The sequence below is a fragment of the Nocardia arseniciresistens genome, from assembly GCF_046764875.1.
Classification (GTDB): Bacteria; Actinomycetota; Actinomycetes; order Mycobacteriales; family Mycobacteriaceae; genus Nocardia; species Nocardia arseniciresistens.
Map to the genome: position 1 here is coordinate 279621 of NZ_JBKORD010000007.1, position 15008 is coordinate 294628.

Sequence of the window (15008 nt, forward strand, 5' to 3'; positions counted from 1 at the left end):
GGGCAAGTCGGAACCTCCCCGAATCCGGGCAGGGTGAAACTGGCAGACTCCTCCTCATGCGCGGAATCATTTTGGCGGGCGGCACCGGTTCCCGGCTGCACCCGATCACGCGCGGGGTGAGCAAGCAGCTGGTCCCGGTCTACGACAAACCGATGGTGTATTACCCGCTGTCCACGCTGATGCTCGCGGGCATCACCGACATACTCGTGATCACCACCCCGGAGGACGCCGACGCCTTCGGCAGGCTGCTCGGCGACGGCAGCCAGTTCGGCATCTCGCTCAGCTACGTCGTCCAGCAGGAGCCCGATGGGCTTGCCACGGCATTCGTACTCGGCGCCGACCACATCGGCACCGACAGCGCGGCACTGGTGCTGGGCGACAACATCTTCCACGGCCCCGGCCTCGGCACCAGCCTGAACCGGTTCGCGGGGATCGAAGGCGGCGCGGTCTTCGCCTACTGGGTGTCGGACCCGACCGCGTACGGCGTCGTCGAATTCACCGACGGTCTTGCGGTATCGATCGAGGAGAAGCCGAAGAAGCCGCGGTCCAACTACGCGATCCCCGGGCTGTATTTCTATGACAACGACGTGGTCGAGGTCGCGCGTGGGCTACGCCCCTCCGCGCGCGGCGAATACGAGATCACCGATATCAACAGGGCCTACCTGGAACAGGATCGGCTCCAGGTCGACGTACTGGCCCGCGGCACCGCGTGGTTGGACACCGGCACCTTCGACTCGCTGCTCGACGCCGCCAACTACGTCCGCACCATCGAACAACGGCAGGGCCTGAAGATCGGCGTGCCGGAAGAGGTCGCGTGGCGGATGGGCTTCATCGACGACGAACAGCTGCGCGCGACGGCCGAACCGATGGTCCGTTCCGGCTACGGCGACTACCTGCTCGATCTGCTCGAGCGCGGACGGAATTGGTGAGTATGGAGTTCCGTGAACTCGCGGTGCCCGGCGCCTGGGTGATCACCCCGCGCCAGTTCGGCGACGACCGTGGCATGTTCCTCGAATCGTTCAAGGCGTCGGAATTCGAGAAGGTGACCGGGCGGCCGTTCGATCTGCGACAGGCCAACTGCTCGGTCTCCGCCGCGGGCGTGCTGCGCGGCATCCACTACACCGAAGACCCGCCCGGCCAGGCGAAATACGTCACCTGTGTGCGCGGTGCGTTCCTCGACGTCGTCGTCGACCTGCGCCAAGGCTCGCCCACCTACGGACGCTGGGACAGCGTGGTGCTCGACGACGTCGAGCGGCGCTCGATGTTCCTGTCCGAGGGACTCGGCCACGCGATCCTCTCGCTCGAGGATCGGTCCACCGTCACCTATCTGTGCTCGCTGGAGTACACCCCCGAATTCGACAGGGACATCGATGCATTCGACCCCCAGCTCGGCATCGAATGGCCGACGGTCGGCCGCGACGGTAGGCCGCTGACCTACGTCCGCTCACCCAAGGACACGGCCGCTCCCCCTTTCTCGTAGCGGTCACTCGGGCAGGAAGGCATGGCATATTAAATGCGGGCGCATTAAATGCACTTGCATTAATGTGTCGGGACCATTAAGATGGGCCGCATGTCGAACGTGTCGACTCCAGACGCAGCCCGGCGCACCGTCGCGCCGACCGGGCTGGTTGGCGAGTGGCGTGAGCTGCTCGACCGGCATGCGGCGGTAAGTTGCGCACTCGAAAAAGCGCTACAGGGGCAGCATGAGATCGGACTCAGCGAGTTCGAGACGCTGGACCGGTTGATCGATGCCCAATGCGGCAACTACCGGATGAGCGATCTCGCCAATGACATCTATCTGAGCCAGAGCGCGCTTTCGCGTGCCGTCGCCCGGCTGGAACGCGATGGGCTGGTGTCGCGCACCATGTGCGCCGAAGACCGCCGCGCGATTTTCGTCTGCCTCACCGATAAGGGCCGCGAGGTCTACGAACATGCGCTGCCGACGCATCGGGCGATACTCGAGAACACCTGGGACGGCAGCCCACGCTGCACGTAGGCAGCACGGTCACAACGCGGCGCGACCGCTCACAACCCGGCGCGCGCATCCTCGATGGCGGCCCTACCGTCCGACGCCGTCGTCTTGGCGTTCGCGAAAGCCTTTCGGTATCGCTCTGTTTCGTGATCCTTGTCGAGGTAGATCGGTCCGGTGAACGACTCGATGTAGACGACCGACGGTTCGGTCAGCTCGTCGACGCCACCCTCGGCGAAATCGAGCAGCACGAAACGGCCCGCGTCCATGCCGTCGTGATAGCCGGAATCCGAGGCGACCACCCGGATTCGCACATTGGGCAGATCACACATCCGCCGCAGGTGCTCGAGCTGCTCGGCGGTCACCTCGGCACCGCCGACACGATGCCAGAGCAACGACTCACTGATCACCACGTCGAGCTGTAGCGGCGAATCACCGCGAGTCACCAACGCTTGCCTGGCCATTCGCAATTGCACCCGGCGCTCGATCTCGGCATCCGTCGCCTCGGGGCGGCCCGCCGCGAGCACCGCGCGCGCATAGGACTCGGTTTGCAGGAGGCCGGGAACCAGCTCGTTCTCGAAGGTGGACAGCTGCCTGGCGGCTTCCTCCAACCCGATGTACACCTCGAAGCCCTCGTTGATCACGTCGCTGTACCCGGTCCACCAGCCCCGCGCCTTGGTTTCCCTTGCCAACGCGGTCAACGGATCAACGAGTTCGTTCGGCGCACCATAAATCTTGCACATGGCCTCGACGTCCAGGCTGCGCAATGAGGTCTGGCCGGTCTCGATTCGCCAGATCTTGGCCTCGGACCACTCGAGCTGCTGGGCGGCGATCCTGGTCGTCATCCTGGCTCGATTGCGCAGATCGCGCAGGTGACGGCCGAGTTGCCGGCGCGGCATGGTCGAACCGGTGGTGCCGTGCGGTAAAGCCATGCTTCCCCCTCGTGCGTGCGTCATCACGACCCGCGAACCTCCCGTGAGCGCGAGTTCGACGCTCCCTACCTGAGATGCCGTCGTCGGAATCGGACATCCGAACAGCATTGTTTCACAATGAAACTCACAGATAACACCGTTGACGTCACAGATACGACGATGGCGCAGGTGCGACGAACAGGTTCAAGTACCAACGGATGCGGCAATTCCGTCTAGTTCCTATTTGCGCGAACCGCCCTTGCGGAAGCGCCAGAACTGCACCGCACGGACGTCCTCGGAAAGCTGATTGACCGGCTCCGCGACATCCGAAAGCGCCTGGAAGAGATCATCGGCGAGCTCGCTGATGTGCTCGACCCTTGTCGCCAACCGCGACGCGTTCACAAGGAACTCCAGCAGCAGCCGGACCACCGCCGCGATGGTCAGCCCGAGCGGCACCGCAACCAGCGCCGCGAGCACACCGAGTACCACGTCGACTCGCCACATAAGCACTGTCAGCGCGATCGGCAGCGCGATAGCGAAGGTAAGGCCGAGCATGTAGGCCAGCGGCAACAACGTCCTGGTCGCCGGGCGGTGGAACTGCACGTCGAGCAGTCCGCGCGCGGCCTCGACACTCCATCGGCCGAAAGCGCGCGGACTTTCGAAGGGCTCGGCAGGTTCTTCTTCGGTCCCGGTCGAGCGCGAGAACCGCCTGGAAGTGGACTCTTTCCACGCGATCCAACGCGATTCGGTCTCGTACTCATCCGAATCCGGCACCGGAACGCCGTTGGACTCATCGGTCATGTCGCGATCCTCCCCGCATCGGGGCCACCAGCCAAGGGACGGCAAGGAAACCGGCCATAGCTGATCGGCATCCGATGAGACGAACCCGACACTCATGAAGATCTTTTGAAAACCCGTAACGCCCGGGCCACTCCCCGCCGATACGCCCCATGAATGCAGCAAGACCGAGTACATCGGGGAATGGAGAAAGACAGTGCGCACCACGTTTCCGACTTCCGTCTCAGCGGCAGCAATGACTGCCGCTGCGCAGGACTACATCCAGCGCGGGTGGACGATCGCTGAAACGACGAACGGGATCTGCCTGATCACGGATGCCGATCTGTCGGGCATCGAGGTCAGCGGAGAACTGGCCGCCGAGGTGCGGCGGTTCCTCCGGGCGAACAATCTTTCCGGCCCGGTGATCGAGATCCCGGGAGCCGAGCGGCGTGAGATCCACCTCGTCACCGGCCTCCGCAAGGCCGCGATGGCACTGGAGGCGCTGCGCGAGGCAGGCGCCACCATCCACACCGACGGCGAGGGCATCCCGCTGCCGCCGACCCAGCTGATGACGGGCTCGGCCTGCTGGAGCATCTCGCCGAACGAAGCCCGCTGGGTCCCGCCGGTAGTCGCGATCAGCGCGGCCGTCCGGTCCGCGGTCTCGCGCAAGCAGCAGCCCGTACTCACCAGCGTCGCCTGCTGACACCTGCATAAAGGGCAGGGTCCGCACTACCCAGCCCACCATGACCGGTAACCGCACCGCGGTTATCGGTCATTGCTGTTTCACTCTGCGTTGTCACGGGCGATGATGAGGTATGGCCCAGACCACAGATCCGTCCCGCACGCTGCTGCGCACCTGCCCACTGTGCGAGGCGGTCTGCGGACTCGAAATCACCCTCGATCCCGAAGACCACGTGACCTCCGTCCGCGGTGATCGACAGGATCCGTTCAGCAAGGGCTTCATCTGCCCCAAGGGTGCGAGCTTCGGACATCTGGACGAGGACCCCGACCGGCTGACCGAGCCGATGATCCGGGATCGCGCGACCGATACCTGGCGCACCGCGTCCTGGACAGCGGCATTCGATCTCATCTCCGAACGATTCCCCGCCATCGTGGCCGAGCACGGAAACCAATCCGCGGCACTGTATCTGGGCAACCCGAATGCGCATACCGTGGCGGGCGCGCTGTACGCGCCGATACTCATCCGCGCGCTGGGAACCAAGAACTTCTATTCCGCGAGCACGGCCGATCAGATGCCCAAGCAGGTGGCCAGCGGACTGATGTTCGGTGATCCGCTGACCGTGCCCGTTCCGGATCTGGATCGCACCGACTATCTGCTGATGCTCGGCGCGAACCCGCTGGAGTCGAACGGATCACTGTGCACCGCACCGGATTTCCCCGGCAGGCTGAAGGCGCTGCGCAGTCGGGGTGGCCGATTCGTCGTGGTCGATCCCCGGGTGACCAGGACCGCGAAGCTCGCCGACGAGCATCTGTTCATCCGGCCGGGCAGCGACGCTTATCTACTGTTCGGGATCGTCCACACGCTGTTCGCGCAGGACTTGACCGACATTCGTGTCGGGGTGGCCGGGCTGGACGACGTGCGCGCGGCCGCCGCGGACTTCACCCCGGAGGTGGTCGCGACCCGGACCGGGGTGCCCGCCGAGACCGTTGTCCGGCTGGCCCAGGAGCTCGCGGCGGCGCCGACCGCCGCGGTGTACGCCCGAATAGGAACCTGCACGGCCGAATTCGGCACCCTGACGCAGTGGCTGGTCGAGGTGATCAACGTACTGACCGGCAACCTGGACTCCCCGGGCGGCGCCATGTTCGCCAACGCCGCTGCGGGCGGCATCGCCCGCACCAAGCCATTCCGCACCGGCCGCTGGGCCAGCCGGGTCCGTGAGCTGCCAGAGGCGATGGGTGAGCTGCCGGTGGCCACCCTTGCCGACGAGATCACGACCCAAGGCCAGGGGCAGGTCCGCGCGGTGGTCACGGTCGCGGGTAACCCGGTGCTGTCGGCGCCGAGCGGTGTCCGGCTGGACGCGGCCTTCGCGCAGCTGGACTTCTTGGTGAGCGTCGATAGGTATCTGAACGAAACCACCAGGCACGCCGACGTGATCCTGCCGCCGCCGCGTCCGGTGCAGTCGCCGCACTACGACTTCGCACTGTTGCAGTTCGCGGTCCGTAACTACGCACGCTATTCGCGACCGCTGGTGCCACTCGGCGAGCGTCCCTCGGAGGCGGGTGTCCTCGCACGGCTCGCCGCGGCGCTGACCGGAAGGCCGCACGACGGATCCGACGGACCGGATCCGCTCACCGCGGTGGACGAGCTGGTCATCGCGGGCACGCTGCATAAAGCCGGACTCCAGCAGCGGCGACCGGAGCTGGTCGGCGCGAACAGCACCGAGCAGCGGATCGACATGATGCTCCGCCTCGGACCCTACGGCGAGTGGAATGGTGGCACGCTCAATCTGCAAGCTCTGCTGGACAATCCGCACGGCATCGACCTCGGTCCGCTGGAGCCGAGGCTGCCAGGGGTATTGCGGACGGCATCCGGACGGGTGGAGCTGGCACCGCAGCAGCTGCTCGATGATGTGGCCAGGCTGCGGGGCAGACTCACCGACGCCGCACCGGACGTGGTGTTGATCGGGCGACGCCAGTTGCGGTCCAACAACAGCTGGATGCACAACATCGCGACCCTGGTGAGCGGGTCGAACAAGTGCACGTTGCATATCAATCCCGCCGATGTTGCACGGCTCGGCCTCGGTGAACACGCGATCGTGAAGTCCGCCGCCGGATCGTTGACGGTGCCGCTGGAGCCGACCGACGCGATCATGCCCGGGGTGGTGAGCCTGCCGCACGGGTGGGGCCACACCGACAGCACACAGGCGGTCGCCAGGGACCATGCCGGGGTCAACGCCAATGTGCTGACCGATGATTCGGTCGTCGATGTGCCCTCGGGCAATGCGGTGTTCAACGGTGTCCCCGTCACATTGACACCGGCCTGAACCGCCCGCCGTGGCCACCGATGCCGATCGTCCGGTTGACATTCCGGCCGGTCGGCTTGTGGCTAACATGTGGAAACCCTTGCGCTAACTGAGCATTCGAGACATTCTCGAAATGGATTTTGTAGAACTGGCCGGTGAAACCCATTAAGATGGACTGGATTTCGGTTTAATCGCGGTTCAGCGTCGAACCCCGAGTGGCCGGACTCCGGCTACCAGAGGGGGCGCAGATGCCCGGTACACAGAGTGGCAGTGACGGCGAGCGCGAACTACAAGACAGGTACAACACGCAGGACAGAGCCGGACGTTTCTACGACGACCAGGTGCTGGACCGGCTGACCCCGACAATGATCGAATTCGTCGCGCGAACGGATATGGCGTTCATAGCCACCGCGGATAAACATGGAGAATGCGACGCCAGCTTCCGCGCGGGCGCACCCGGCTTTCTGCACGTCATCGACGAACGCACGATTGTCTACCCCGAATACCGCGGCAACGGCGTTATGGCCAGCCTCGGCAACATCCTGGAGAACCCCCACGTAGGCATCCTGCTAATCGATTTCGTCCGCGATCTGATCGGTCTGCACATCAACGGCGCGGCCCGGATCGTCGACGACAGCACACTGCGCAGATCGGCCACCGATCTGCCGGAGCCCCGGAAAGGCCGGGTTGGCACCTGCTGGGTCGCCGTCGATATCGAAGAGGCCTACATCCACTGCCGCAAGCACATCCCGCACCTGGTGCCCGCCGCCCGAGAAGAACGCGAGTGGGGCACCGACAACGTCCGCGCCAAGGGCGGCGACTACTTCGGCGCCAAATCACAATCCCGCGCCGAGGCAGTCGCGGCGCAGGCTCTCGTCCACCGCTGATACGTACGCGCACGGCGACCTCATCCCGCTGCGCGTCCGGCCGCGACGCTCAGTGAATCTTGAAGATGACGACCCGCTGCACGACGAAATTGATGACCGTCGCGGTGCCCTGGGCGATGACAAACGCCAGCGGCTGGCGCCACCACTCGTCGGACAGAGTGGCGTAGAGCAACGCGTTGATGCCGACTTGGACGGCGAAGGTGACGGCGTAGAGAACAACCACCGCGATGAAGCGGGCGCGGCTCGGGGGCGCCTGGAAGGTCCATCGGCGGTTGATCAGGTATGCGGTGGTGGTGCCCGCGATGAAGCTGATCGACTTGGCGACGCTGACCGGGAGCCCGATCAGGTTCAGCAGCAGGCTGTAGATCCCGTAGTCGACGACGGCCGAGAGGCCGCCGGTGAGGCCGAAACGGATGATCTGGGTCTTCAGGTCGACTTCGGTGCCCCCCGGCTCGTCGACCAGCGGCAGCTCGGCCGGAAGCGGGAGGTGGGGTTCGGCATGCACGCGACGAGCGTAGCGGGAGCCGTCGGCGCGTCCGTAAGGAAGCGCTTTGGGCGGCCGCAGTCGCGGCCTCCCGCACCGGGGAGTTCGGCGAGGCCGACCGGATGTCCGGCCATGCATGTAGCCTCTATCCCGATGTCCACGAAAGCTCCGGCCGCCACCACCACCGGTATCAACCCCGGCACAACCCCCGATGATGCGTTCGCTCTGCCGACACGCACTCGGGCGCTGACCGGGTGGGGTCGCACCGCACCATCCTCTTCCGAAGTTCTCTCGACGAGCGATCCAGAACTGATCGCCAAGGCCGTAGCCATGGTCGCCGAGGACAACGACAGCAAGCCAGCCCACCTGCGCCGAGGTGTCATCGCGCGCGGGCTCGGCCGGTCCTACGGCGATCACGCGCAGAATGCCGGCGGCCTCGTCGTCGACATGACCGCGCTCAACCGCATCCATCGCATCGACGGCGACACCCATATCGTCGATGTGGACGGCGGGGTCAGCCTGGATCAGCTGATGAAGGCCGCGCTGCCGTTCGGGCTGTGGGTCCCGGTGCTACCCGGCACCCGCCAGGTGACGATCGGTGGCGCTATCGCCTCCGATATCCATGGCAAGAACCACCACAGCGAGGGCAGCTTCGGCAACCACGTGCGCTCGATCGATCTGCTCACCGCCGACGGGCAGGTGCAGCACCTCACACCCAAGCGCAACGCCAAGCTGTTCTGGGCGACCGTCGGCGGCAACGGCCTCACCGGCATCATCCTGCGCGCGACCATCGAGATGGTGGTCACCGAGAGCGCGTACTTCCTCAACGACGGCGTCAAGACCACGACCCTCGACGAGACGATCGCGGCGCACAGCGACGGCAGCGAAGCCGACTACACCTACTCGAGCGCGTGGTTCGACGTGATCAGCCCGATGCCGAAGCTGGGGCGCGCCACCATCACCCGCGGTCGGCTCGCGAAGCTCGACGAGCTACCCGCGAAGCTCCAGCGCAAGCCGTTGAAGTTCGACGCACCCCAGCTCATGACGGTTCCGGACATCTTCCCGAACTGGACCATGAACAAGGTGACGCTGATGTCCATCGGCGAGGCGTACTACCGGATGGGCGGCAACTACACCGGCAAGGTGCAGAATCTGACGCAGTTCTACCACCCGCTCGACATGATCGCGGAGTGGAACCGTGGCTACGGATCCAACGGATTCCTCCAGTACCAGTTCGTGGTGCCGACCGAGGCGGTCGAGGAATTCAAGAAGATCATCATCGACATCCAGGCGTCGGGCCAGTACTCGGCATTGAACGTTTTCAAGCTGTTCGGGCCGGGTAACCAGGCGCCGCTGAGCTTCCCGATGCCGGGCTGGAACATCTGCGTCGACTTCCCGATCAAGCCGGGTCTCAACGAGTTGGTCGGCGAGCTCGACAAGCGCGTGATGGAGTTCGGCGGGCGGCTGTACACCGCGAAGGACTCGCGCACCACCGCCGAGGCTTTCCACAAGATGTACCCGCGGATCGACGAATGGATCAAGATCCGCCGAAGTGTCGATCCCACAGGCGTTTTCATGTCCGATATGGCGAGAAGGCTGGAGCTTCAGTGATTAATGCCGTAGGCAACCCGCAGACCATCCTGCTGCTGGGCGGTACCTCGGAAATCGGCTTGGCGATCTGCGCCGAGTACCTGAAGAAGAGTCCAGCGCGGATCATTCTCGCTGTGCTGCCAGGCGATCGTCTGCGCGAGTCGGCGGTGGCCGAGATGCGGTCGGCGGGCGCGAGCAGCGTCGAGGTCATCGACTTCGACGGACTCGACACCGACAGCCACCCCAAGGTGATCGAGGCGGCGTGGGACGGTGGCGACGTGGACGTCGCGATCGTCGCCTTCGGACTGCTCGGCAATGCCGAGGAACTGTGGCAGGACCAGCGCAAGGCCGTGCAGATCGCTCAGATCAATTACACCGCGGCCGTTTCCGTCGGCGTGCTGGTCGGCGAGAAGATGAAGGCGCAGGGCTTCGGGCGGATCATCGCCATGTCCTCGGCCGCGGGTGAGCGGGTGAAGCGCTCGAACTTCGTCTACGGCTCGACCAAGGCCGGACTCGACGGCTTCTACCTCGGCCTCGGCGAGGCACTGCGGCCGTTCGGCCCGCGCGTGCTGGTCATCCGGCCCGGCCAGGTGCGAACCAAGACCACCCTGGCAGCGTGGGAATCCGCGGGTGTCAAAGAGGCGCCGCTCACCGTCGACAAAGAAGAAGTTGCGGTGCTTGCGGTTTCGGCCTCCCAGAAGGGCAAGGACCTCATCTGGGCGCCCGGCGCCTTCCGCTACGTCATGGTGATCCTGCGCCACATCCCGCGCGCGATCTTCCGCAAGCTCCCCATCTGAGCTTGCCTGCCGCACCTCGGCTCCCCCGCACCCGTTCTCGGATCCGCAGCTCGTGCGGATGCCAGGAGCGGGTGCGGATCCGTTGAAAGGGTGCCGCCCGGCCGCGTGCGGTGCGCACATCGGCCAGCCGGACCTGGCAGCATGGGCGCCGATCGCACGGCCGCGCCAGTGCCGAGCAGAGTGAATCTGGAGATGCCATGCGAGTAACCGGACAAGGGTGCGGCGGCCGCTTCGAGGCGCGGCGATCTCGCCGCGGCCCCAGCTGCACGGCGACCGTCGTGGACTCGACCGCGCCATCCGCTCGGCAAGCAGCGCACCGTGAGGCAGCGCATCGAGGCAACGAGGCGGTTCAGTGAGCACGGCAGTGGTGGAACAAGGCACCGGAACGCGACAGAGCCGTGGCGCACGGATCGCCCGGTATGTCGGCTCGGGGCTCGGCGAGGCGGTACTCGCGGCGGTTGTCGCGATTATTGTGGCCGCCGTTGGGCTGGTGGCATTTTCGATGGTGCAGTGGCCCGCGTTCAACTCGTCCAATGTGACTCGGGCGTTGACCACCGTCGGTCAGGTCCTCGCCGCGGCGCTGATCGCGGTGGCGATCGGACTCATTCGCCTTCGGCGCTGGCCGCTGGCCGCGAAACTGCTTTCCTGGGTGGGGATTTCGACATTCGTCACCTTCACCCTCGGCATGCCGCTCGCGGCCACCAAGCTGTATCTGTTCGGCGTCTCGGTGGATCAGGAGTTCCGTACCGAGTACCTGACGCGGCTCACCGACAGTGCGGCGCTGCACGACATGACCTATGCGGACCTGCCGCCGTTCTACCCCGCCGGGTGGTTCTGGATCGGTGGGCGGGTGGCGAACGTGCTCGGGATGGACGGCTGGGAGGTCTTCAAGCCGTACGCGATCGGATCACTCGCCGTCGCCGCGGTGATCTCACTGGTGCTGTGGTCCAAGCTGATTCGCGCGGACTTGGCGATCGGCGTGACGGCCGCGACCACGGCGATCACGGTGGCGTACGGCTCGCCGGAGGCCTACGGTGCTCCGATCTTGGTGCTGCTGCCGCCCGCACTCGTGCTCGCGTGGGGCGCGCTGCACCGGCCGCGCGCGGACACGGACTCGCGCACATCCGACGCCACGACCGCGGGCGGCTGGGGCGCGGTCATCGGCACGGGCCTGTTCCTCGGCCTTGCGGCAACCTTCTACACGCTGTACCTCGCGCTGGCCGCTTTCTCGATCGGCTTGATGGGACTGCTCGCGGCCTGGCTGGCCTTCCGTGCACAGCGAACACCCGAGACCCCGGGCGGCGATCCGTTGCCGTCTGCTGCCGACCGAACCACGACCGCGACTGCCAGCCCGTGGCGAGCGGCGGTCGCGCCGCTGGTCCGGCTCGTCGTTATCGCGGCGATCGCCGGAGTGCTCGCGCTGACCGTGTACCTGCCCTACCTGCTGAAGATGCTCAGCGGAACCACCGCCAGCTCCGGGACCGCCTTCCACTATCTGCCGGTAGCCGGCGCCGAGCTGCCGTTCCCGATGGCGGAGTTCTCGCTGCTCGGCGCATTTTGCCTGGTCGGCACCGTGTGGCTGGTTATGCGGGCCGCGACGTCTCGGCGGGCACAGGGGCTCGGCATCGGCGTGGTGGCGATCTACCTGTGGTCGCTGCTGTCGATGGCGGCCACCGCGGCCGGGACCACGCTGCTCTCGTTCCGCTTGGAGCCCGTGCTGCTCGTGCTGCTCGGCGCGGCGGGCGCGTTCGGCTTCGTGGAGGGCACACGGGCGGTGTACCAGGCGCTCAACGAGCCGGGCCGGTTCCGGCTGATGGCGATCGCCGTTGCCACCGTCGGCGCACTGGCCTTCACACAGAACATTCCGCACATCCTCGCGGCGGAGATCACCACCGCCTACACCGACACCGACGGCAATGGAAAGCGCGCCGACCAACGCAATCCCTCGGCGGTGTCGTACTACCGCGACATCGACGCGGCGCTCACCGCGCAGACCGGGCGGCCACGCTCGGACACCGTACTGCTCACCGCGGATACCAGCTTCCTCGCCTTCTACCCTTACTTCGGCTTCCAGGCCCTCACCTCGCACTACGCAAACCCGCTGGCGGACTTCGCCGGTCGCGCCGCAACCATCGAGGCGTGGAGCAAGCTGAAAACCCCCGGCGAACTGCAAGACGCCCTCGCGGCCGCCCCCTGGCGCGCCCCGGACGCCTTCCTCTTCCGCCGCGACGGCGACAACTACACCCTCCGCCTGGCCAAGGACGTCTACCCCAACGACCCCAACGTCAAGCGCTACACGGTGACCTTCCCCGAGAAGCTCTTCAGCGACCCACACTTCACCACCACCGACATCGGCCCCTTCACCCTCATCACCGTCAACCGTTAGTCGACGCCAGCGGCACACGACGGTGGACGGCACAGCGTCTCGCGATAGCTCCGTGCCGATCACCACGGTCGGCCGCGGCCGAGGCATTCGTCTGGTGATGAGTGACACATCGCCGAGGGCGCTACTCGCTGTTTGCGGGAGGCATGTGCACTCGTGGGTCGGCTGGGCGGGCGGGATGAGTGGGTTGGGGGTGGAATGGGTAAGTGGTCCGGGACGTCCGGAATATTCAGTCAGATGGTCGGCGCGGTGCCGCGTGCGGTCCCAGTGGCATCCGGCAGTGCGCCAGGAGGCCGACTGCCAGGGTGTTCACAGGGCGGCTGGGTATTTTGGACGGCTGGTTCCGACATCCGGAGGAGTAGTTCGTTTTGCTGGTCGAGACACATGACGTTGTAGGAGTCGTTTCAGAGCGACCGACACCGGACGGAGTGTCTCTATCGGATCGGCGGGTGGCCAGGCGTTGGCTACCGTGGGTTCGGGTCGGGCGGAGCGATCTGGTCGTTGCTGTGGGGTATCTCGCGTTGGCGGCCACGGTGCTGTCGGGGCAGTGGCGTAATACGCAGAGTGGGTATCTGATCAAGAGCGGTCAGGACCAGACGATGTGGGAGTGGTTCTTCGCGGTTACCGCGCATTCGGTGGCCCACCTGGAGAATCCGCTCGGTACCGATCTACAGAATTTCCCGGCTGGGGTGAACATGATGGCCAATACGGCCATGTTCGGTGTCGGGGTGCCATTGACGCCGATCACCTTGTTGTTCGGGCCGACCGTCACGTTCGTGCTGGTGCTCACGCTCGGGTTGAGCGGCACTGCCTTCGCTTGGTACTGGCTGTTTTCCCGCGAGCTTGTCGAGTCTCGGCTCGCTGCCGCGATCGGCGGCGTGTTCTGCGGGTTCGCGCCTGCGATGATTTCGCATGCCAACGCGCATCCGAATTTTGTCGCGCTGCTGCTGCTTCCAATAATCGCGGGCCTTTTCATTCGCATCGCGCGACGCGCGATAACCAGCGTCGACGCAGAAGAAGGTAAGCCGCGCAGGCGTATTCGTGATGCCGTAATACTCGGCCTGCTCGTTGCCATGCAGATCGCGCTCGGTGAGGAACCGCTGCTGATCTTCGCGCTCGCCTTCGGCTTGTTCGCGGTCGTGTACTACCTACATGGACCTCGCACCGGGACGCGGGTGTTGCGCACGCTCGTTCCGACAGTCACGCTGGCGGCGGTGATCACGGTGACGCTCACCGCGATTCCGCTGTGGTGGCAATTTTTCGGGCCGCAGAGCTACCGCTCGATCGACCACGGGCCGATGGGCAATGACCTCAAAGCCATAGTGCAGTTCCCGTCCGAATCGCTCGGCGGCATGTTCGCACCCGGCCAGTACGTCGCGATCAACGATACCGAGCAGAATGCCTACTTCGGCTGGCCGCTGCTGCTGTTGCTCGCCGTGACCACCGCACTGCTGTGGCGTGCGCGCGTGGTCCGCGCCGCCGGTGTCGTGATCGCCGTGTTCGGGGTGCTGTCGCTGGGTGCGGTCGCCATGGTCGGCAAGCAGTCCACCGGGCTCGAAATGCCGTGGCGTTGGGCCGAACATATCCCGCTGCTCAGTAGCGTGCTGGAAACACGGCTCACCATGGCTGCCATCCCGGCCATCGCGGCCATCCTCGCGCTGGCCACCGACCGCGCCGTGGCGGCATGGCGGCAGTCCGCGAGCGACTGGAAACCGCTGGCTTGGTTCGCCGCATTGACATTCGCGCTGCTGCCATTGGTACCGACCGTGCTCCCGGTGATCGATCGCGCGCCGACACCGGAATTCTTCGCCGACGGCACGGTACGCGACTACGTCAGCGGCGGTTCCGTGGTCATAGTGCCGCCACCGCGACCGTTCGGCGCGGCGGCGCTGCGCTGGCAGGTCGATGCGAACTTCGACTTCGCACTCGCGGGCGGATACTTCGTCGGCCCGACCGGCACCACGAAGAAGGGCATCTACGGACCGGAGATCAGAGCGACCACCGCACTGCTGGTCAAGGCGCAGGACACCGGAGTCGTACCGGAGATCGATGCCGACGCGCGTGCTTGGGCCCTCGACGACCTGCGGTTCTGGCAGGCGGACGTGGTGGTACTGCCATCGACGAAGAACTCCGATGTGCTGCGCACAACCATGATGCGACTGCTCGGTGCCACACCGACACGGGTCGACGACGTCTGGCTCTGGGACGTTAGGGCGCTGCGGTAGT

General features: G+C 65.7%; 13 protein-coding genes. 10 read left to right on the forward strand and 3 right to left on the reverse strand.

The genetic code is table 11. The features are described 5' to 3' along the window. Positions 1-56: 56 nt before the first annotated feature. The 3 genes from rfbA (at position 57) to ACLMAJ_RS15290 (ending at position 1996) form a co-directional block, all read left to right on the forward strand. Entirely contained in the window at positions 57-929 is an 873-nt protein-coding gene (gene rfbA / locus ACLMAJ_RS15280; protein ID WP_412014315.1) for a glucose-1-phosphate thymidylyltransferase RfbA, read from the forward strand. Positions 930-931: 2 nt separating this feature from the next. Beyond that, positions 932-1480: a dTDP-4-dehydrorhamnose 3,5-epimerase family protein gene (locus tag ACLMAJ_RS15285; protein WP_412014442.1), complete on the forward strand. Its 549-nt coding sequence runs from the start codon at positions 932-934 to the stop codon at positions 1478-1480. Positions 1481-1570: 90 nt separating this feature from the next. Continuing rightward, complete coding sequence (locus tag ACLMAJ_RS15290) at positions 1571-1996, forward strand: MarR family winged helix-turn-helix transcriptional regulator (RefSeq protein ID WP_412014316.1); 426 nt, start codon at positions 1571-1573, stop codon at positions 1994-1996. A gap of 29 nt (positions 1997-2025) precedes the next feature. Here the strand turns inward: ACLMAJ_RS15290 and ACLMAJ_RS15295 are convergent, their stop codons facing one another. Further along, positions 2026-2901 (reverse strand): helix-turn-helix domain-containing protein, encoded by an 876-nt coding sequence (locus ACLMAJ_RS15295; RefSeq protein WP_412014317.1) that lies wholly within the window; start codon positions 2899-2901, stop codon positions 2026-2028. 219 nt (positions 2902-3120) lie between these two features. Next, positions 3121-3681, reverse strand: coding sequence for a DUF4282 domain-containing protein (locus ACLMAJ_RS15300; protein ID WP_412014318.1), 561 nt, complete (start codon positions 3679-3681; stop codon positions 3121-3123). 232 nt (positions 3682-3913) lie between these two features. Here ACLMAJ_RS15300 and ACLMAJ_RS15305 point away from each other — a divergent pair, with 232 nt between their 5' ends. From ACLMAJ_RS15305 to ACLMAJ_RS15315, 3 genes are all read left to right on the forward strand, one after another. After that, the gene (locus ACLMAJ_RS15305; protein ID WP_412014319.1) at positions 3914-4360 is read left to right on the forward strand and encodes a hypothetical protein; all 447 of its coding nucleotides are present in this window, start codon (positions 3914-3916) and stop codon (positions 4358-4360) included. A 112-nt stretch (positions 4361-4472) separates the two neighbouring features. Next, positions 4473-6662, forward strand: coding sequence for a molybdopterin-dependent oxidoreductase (locus tag ACLMAJ_RS15310; RefSeq protein WP_412014320.1), 2190 nt, complete (start codon positions 4473-4475; stop codon positions 6660-6662). A 227-nt stretch (positions 6663-6889) separates the two neighbouring features. Then, complete coding sequence (locus ACLMAJ_RS15315; protein WP_412014321.1) at positions 6890-7528, forward strand: pyridoxamine 5'-phosphate oxidase family protein; 639 nt, start codon at positions 6890-6892, stop codon at positions 7526-7528. A 49-nt stretch (positions 7529-7577) separates the two neighbouring features. On the opposite strand, the gene ACLMAJ_RS15320 is transcribed toward ACLMAJ_RS15315, so the two are convergent. Then, the gene (locus tag ACLMAJ_RS15320; protein ID WP_412014323.1) at positions 7578-8033 is read right to left on the reverse strand and encodes a GtrA family protein; all 456 of its coding nucleotides are present in this window, start codon (positions 8031-8033) and stop codon (positions 7578-7580) included. A gap of 132 nt (positions 8034-8165) precedes the next feature. Between ACLMAJ_RS15320 and dprE1 the strand changes: the two genes are divergently transcribed. From dprE1 to ACLMAJ_RS15340, 4 genes are all read left to right on the forward strand, one after another. Beyond that, the gene (gene dprE1, locus ACLMAJ_RS15325) at positions 8166-9623 is read left to right on the forward strand and encodes a decaprenylphosphoryl-beta-D-ribose oxidase (RefSeq protein WP_412014324.1); all 1458 of its coding nucleotides are present in this window, start codon (positions 8166-8168) and stop codon (positions 9621-9623) included. Then, positions 9620-10399, forward strand: a complete 780-nt coding sequence (gene dprE2 / locus ACLMAJ_RS15330) for a decaprenylphospho-beta-D-erythro-pentofuranosid-2-ulose 2-reductase (RefSeq protein ID WP_412014325.1) — start codon at positions 9620-9622, stop codon at positions 10397-10399. Before dprE1 ends, dprE2 begins: the two co-directional genes overlap by 4 nt. Positions 10400-10808: 409 nt before the next feature. Then, complete coding sequence (locus ACLMAJ_RS15335; RefSeq protein WP_412014443.1) at positions 10809-12785, forward strand: galactan 5-O-arabinofuranosyltransferase; 1977 nt, start codon at positions 10809-10811, stop codon at positions 12783-12785. Between the two features lie 446 nt (positions 12786-13231). After that, entirely contained in the window at positions 13232-15007 is a 1776-nt protein-coding gene (locus ACLMAJ_RS15340) for a glycosyl transferase (RefSeq protein WP_412014326.1), read from the forward strand. Position 15008 lies beyond the last annotated feature (1 nt).

Coding starts and splice junctions, on each gene's coding strand:
- rfbA (WP_412014315.1), top strand. CDS start 57: ATGCGCGGAATCATTTTGGCGGGCGGCACCGGTTCCCGGCTGCACCCG.
- ACLMAJ_RS15285 (WP_412014442.1), top strand. CDS start 932: ATGGAGTTCCGTGAACTCGCGGTGCCCGGCGCCTGGGTGATCACCCCG.
- ACLMAJ_RS15290 (WP_412014316.1), top strand. CDS start 1,571: ATGTCGAACGTGTCGACTCCAGACGCAGCCCGGCGCACCGTCGCGCCG.
- ACLMAJ_RS15295 (WP_412014317.1), bottom strand. CDS start 2,901: ATGGCTTTACCGCACGGCACCACCGGTTCGACCATGCCGCGCCGGCAA.
- ACLMAJ_RS15300 (WP_412014318.1), bottom strand. CDS start 3,681: ATGACCGATGAGTCCAACGGCGTTCCGGTGCCGGATTCGGATGAGTAC.
- ACLMAJ_RS15305 (WP_412014319.1), top strand. CDS start 3,914: ATGACTGCCGCTGCGCAGGACTACATCCAGCGCGGGTGGACGATCGCT.
- ACLMAJ_RS15310 (WP_412014320.1), top strand. CDS start 4,473: ATGGCCCAGACCACAGATCCGTCCCGCACGCTGCTGCGCACCTGCCCA.
- ACLMAJ_RS15315 (WP_412014321.1), top strand. CDS start 6,890: ATGCCCGGTACACAGAGTGGCAGTGACGGCGAGCGCGAACTACAAGAC.
- dprE1 (WP_412014324.1), top strand. CDS start 8,166: ATGTCCACGAAAGCTCCGGCCGCCACCACCACCGGTATCAACCCCGGC.